Source organism: Streptomyces sp. AC558_RSS880, from assembly GCF_019049255.1.
GTDB lineage: Bacteria > Actinomycetota > Actinomycetes > Streptomycetales > Streptomycetaceae > Streptomyces.
Window position 1 is genome coordinate 10,285 of record NZ_JAGMUJ010000171.1, and the last position, 3,585, is coordinate 13,869.

The window sequence follows — 3,585 nt, forward strand, 5'->3', positions numbered from 1 at the left end:
GCCGCGTCGAAGTCACCGGCGTCGTAGAGGAACCCGCCCTCGGAGGCATAGCTCTTGCCCAGCGCTGTGGGATCCGGGTCGTAGAGGTCTTCGAGGTCCCAGCCGCGGTCCTCGGGGAATCCGGCGATCGCGTCCCGGCCCTCGGCGACCAGACGCCACAGGTCCTCCGGCGACGCCACGCCGCCCGGGTAACGGCACGCCATCCCCACGATCACCACCGGATCGTCGTCGACGGCGACGGCTGCGGTGGACGGCACCTGACCGGCCACGGCGGTCCCCGAACCGACCAGCTCGCTCCGCAGGTATCCGGCGAGCGCCGACGGGGTCGGGTAGTCGAACACCAGCGTCGCCGGCAAGCGCAGCCCCGTCGCCGCACTCAACCGGTTCCGCAGATCCACCGCGAGCATCGAGTCGAACCCGAGCTCCTTGAACGCCCGCCCGGCGCCCACCGCCTCCCCGGACTCATGGCCCAGGACGAGGGAGACGTTCGTCCGGACGAGGTGGAGGATCTCGGCCTCGCGCGCCTCCTCGTCGAGGGCCGCCAGCCGTGAGGCGAACGTGGAGCCCGCCGCTTCCGTCGCGGTGGCCGCGACCCGGCGGGTCGTCGCGCGCACCACACTGCGCAGCACGTCCGGCAACGCGCCCGCGGCCGCTCGGGCCCGCAGGGCCACCGGGTCCAGCAGGACGGGGAGGAGATGCGCCGCGTCGGACCGCAGCGCGGCATCGAAGAGGGCGAGTCCTTCTTCGTTCGTCAGGGCCCGGACGCCGCGCCGCAGGGCACGGGACGCCGCGCTGTTCTCCGTGGCGCCGGTCAGAGCGCTGGACTGCGCCCACGGTCCCCAGCCCAGGGAGACACCGGGCCTGCCGGACGCGCGCCGATGCTCGGCCAGGGCGTCGAGGAAGGCGTTGGCGGCCGCGTAGTTCGCCTGACCGCTGTTGCCGAACACACTCGCGGCGGAGGAGAAGAGCACGAACGCGGACAGGTCCAGGTCACGGGTCAGCTCATGCAGATTGACCGCACTGTCGACCTTGGAACGCAGCACCCGGTGCAGCCGCTCCTCCGTCATCGCCTCGACCAGACCGTCGTCCAGCAGACCGGCCGCGTGCACCACACCCGTCAGCACCGGTATCCGCTCCAGAACACCGGCCAACGCATCACGCTCCGCCGCGTCACACGCCTCCACCACGACCGACGCACCCAGCGCCGCAAGCTCCTCCACCAGCTCCCTGGCACCCGGCGCCTCTTCACCTCGGCGCCCGAGCAACACCAGCTCGCGCACCCCGTACCGGGACACAAGGTGACGGGCGATCAACCCGCCCAGCGTGCCCGTACCCCCGGTCACCAGCACCGCCCCGTCACCGAACGACACCCGCTCACTGCCGGAGTCCACTCCGTGCCGCACCAGACGCGGCACGAGCAGCTCGCCACCGCGTACCGCAACCTCGCGTTCGCCGGTCACCAGGGCATCCCGCACAGCCGACGACCAGTCGTCCCCATCCACGTCCACCAGCGCGAACCGCCCGGGATGCTCCGTCGCGGCCGACCGCACCAGCCCCCACACCGCCGACGACGACACACCCGGCACACCACCGCCGGCACCCACCGCACCCCGCGTCACCACGACCAACCGCGACCCGGCGAACCGCTCGTCACCCAGCCACTCCCGCACCACCGACAACACACCCGCCGCCGTGGCATGGGTCCGCTCGATCAGGTCCTGCTCGTCGAGGTCGGCGCCGTCCGACGCCGGGGCCGGCGCGCAGGGCAGCAGAACGGCCTCCGGTGTCGGGCTTCCCGCGTCGATCGCCGTTCCGAGCGCCATGAGGTCGGGGTGCCGGGGGATCGCCTCGAAGGCCGTCAACGCCTGCGTGCCGGGCTCCCCGAGTACGGCCCACGCGTCGTCGGACCGGACGTCCCCTTCGGACGGGGGAGCAGTGGCCGCGACCCAGTCGACGCGGTACATGCCCCGCCCGTGGTCGGCCCGCGCCTCCTGGAACTCCTCGATGGAGACGGGCCGGACCACCAGAGAGCCGACGGTCATGACCGGTCGGCCCGTCTGGTCGGCCAGTTCGACGGCGATCTCGTCGGGGCCGAGGTGAGCGAGCCGTACGCGCAGGGCGGTCGCGCCGGTCGCGGTCAGGGACACGCCGGCCCACCGGCTCGGCAACCGCAGCCGTCCATCTGCGGCACCGTCGAGGGCGACACCGTGCAGCGCGGAGTCCAGCAGGGCCGGGTGGATGGCGAAGCCGGACGCGAGTTCCTCGTCCGTGGGCAGCGCCACTTCGGCGTAGATGTCGTCGCCGAGGCGCCAGGCCGCCGTCAGACCGCGGAACAGGCCGTCATAGCCGTGCCCGGCCTCGGCGAGGCCCTCGTAGAAGCCGTCCAGGTCGATCGGCCCCGCCCCCTTGGGCGGCCAGATCTCGAACCGGGTGGCCTCCCGATCGGCGTCGGGAACCGCTCCGGTCGCCAGTACGGCCGTGGCGTTCCGCGTCCACGGCTCGGTGGCGTCCGCGTCGGCAGCCCGCGAGTGGATGCTCAGGCCGTACGTCGCGGAGTCCTCCGACTCCTCCATCCGCTCTACGCGGACCTGGACGCTCACCGCGCCCTGGTCCGGCACCGTCAGAGGTGCCTCCAGGAGGAGTTCCTCCAGCAGGTCGCAGCCCGTCTCGTCCGCGGCGCGGATCGCCAGGTCGACGACGGCCGCGCCGGGGAGCACCACCGATCCGGCGACCCGGTGGCCGGCCAGCCACGAATGCGAGGCGAGGGAGAGCGACCCGGTGAGGAGCACACCGTCGGACTCCGCCAGCCGCACCGCGGCGCCCAGCAGCGGATGATCCGCCCTGGCGAGGCCGACCGAGGTGATGTCACCCGCGGTCGAGCCGCCGGTGGCCGGCCAGTAGCGCTGGTGCTGGAAGGCGTAGGTGGGCAGGTCGATGTGGGCGTCGCCGTCGCCGAGGAGCGGTGTCCAGTCGACGGTCAGGCCGTGGACGAACGCCTCCGCCAGCGCGGCCGTGAAACGCTCCTGCCCTCCCTCGCCCCGGCGCAGCGTGCCCACCACCAGCGCCTGGGCCTCAGCGGTGTCCTCGATCGCCCCGGTCAGCACGGGGTGGGCGCTGGCCTCCACGAACGCGTCGAAGCCCTGGGCGAGGAGAAGGCGGATCGTCTCCTCGAAACGAACCGTCTGACGCAGGTTGGTGTACCAGTACTCCGCGTCCAGCCTCGGGGCCTCGAGTCGCTCGGCCGTCACCGCCGAATAGAACGGGACTGTCGGAGTCTGCGGTTCGATGCCCGCCAGCTCGGCGAGCAGCCGCTCACGGATCGCCTCCACCTGCACCGAGTGGGAGGCGTAGTCCACCGGCACCCGCCGCGCCCACACGCCCTGCGCCTCGCAGTCGGCAAGCAGCGCGTCCAAAGCGTCCGGCTCACCGGCCACCGTCACCGATGCCGGGCCGTTCACCGCCGCCACCGACACCCGGCCGCCGAAGCCCGCGATCAGCTCAGAAGCACGCTCCACCGGCACACCCAGCGACGCCATACCCCCCGAACCGGCCAGCTCCAGGATCGCCCGGCTCCGCAACGCGACC

General features: G+C 72.9%; 1 protein-coding gene. It reads right to left on the reverse strand.

Annotation, left to right across the window (positions count from 1 at the left end; genetic code table 11):
• On the reverse strand, positions 1-3,585 hold a 3,585-nt coding region (locus tag KUM38_RS42640; RefSeq protein ID WP_254398446.1), incomplete at both ends, for an SDR family NAD(P)-dependent oxidoreductase.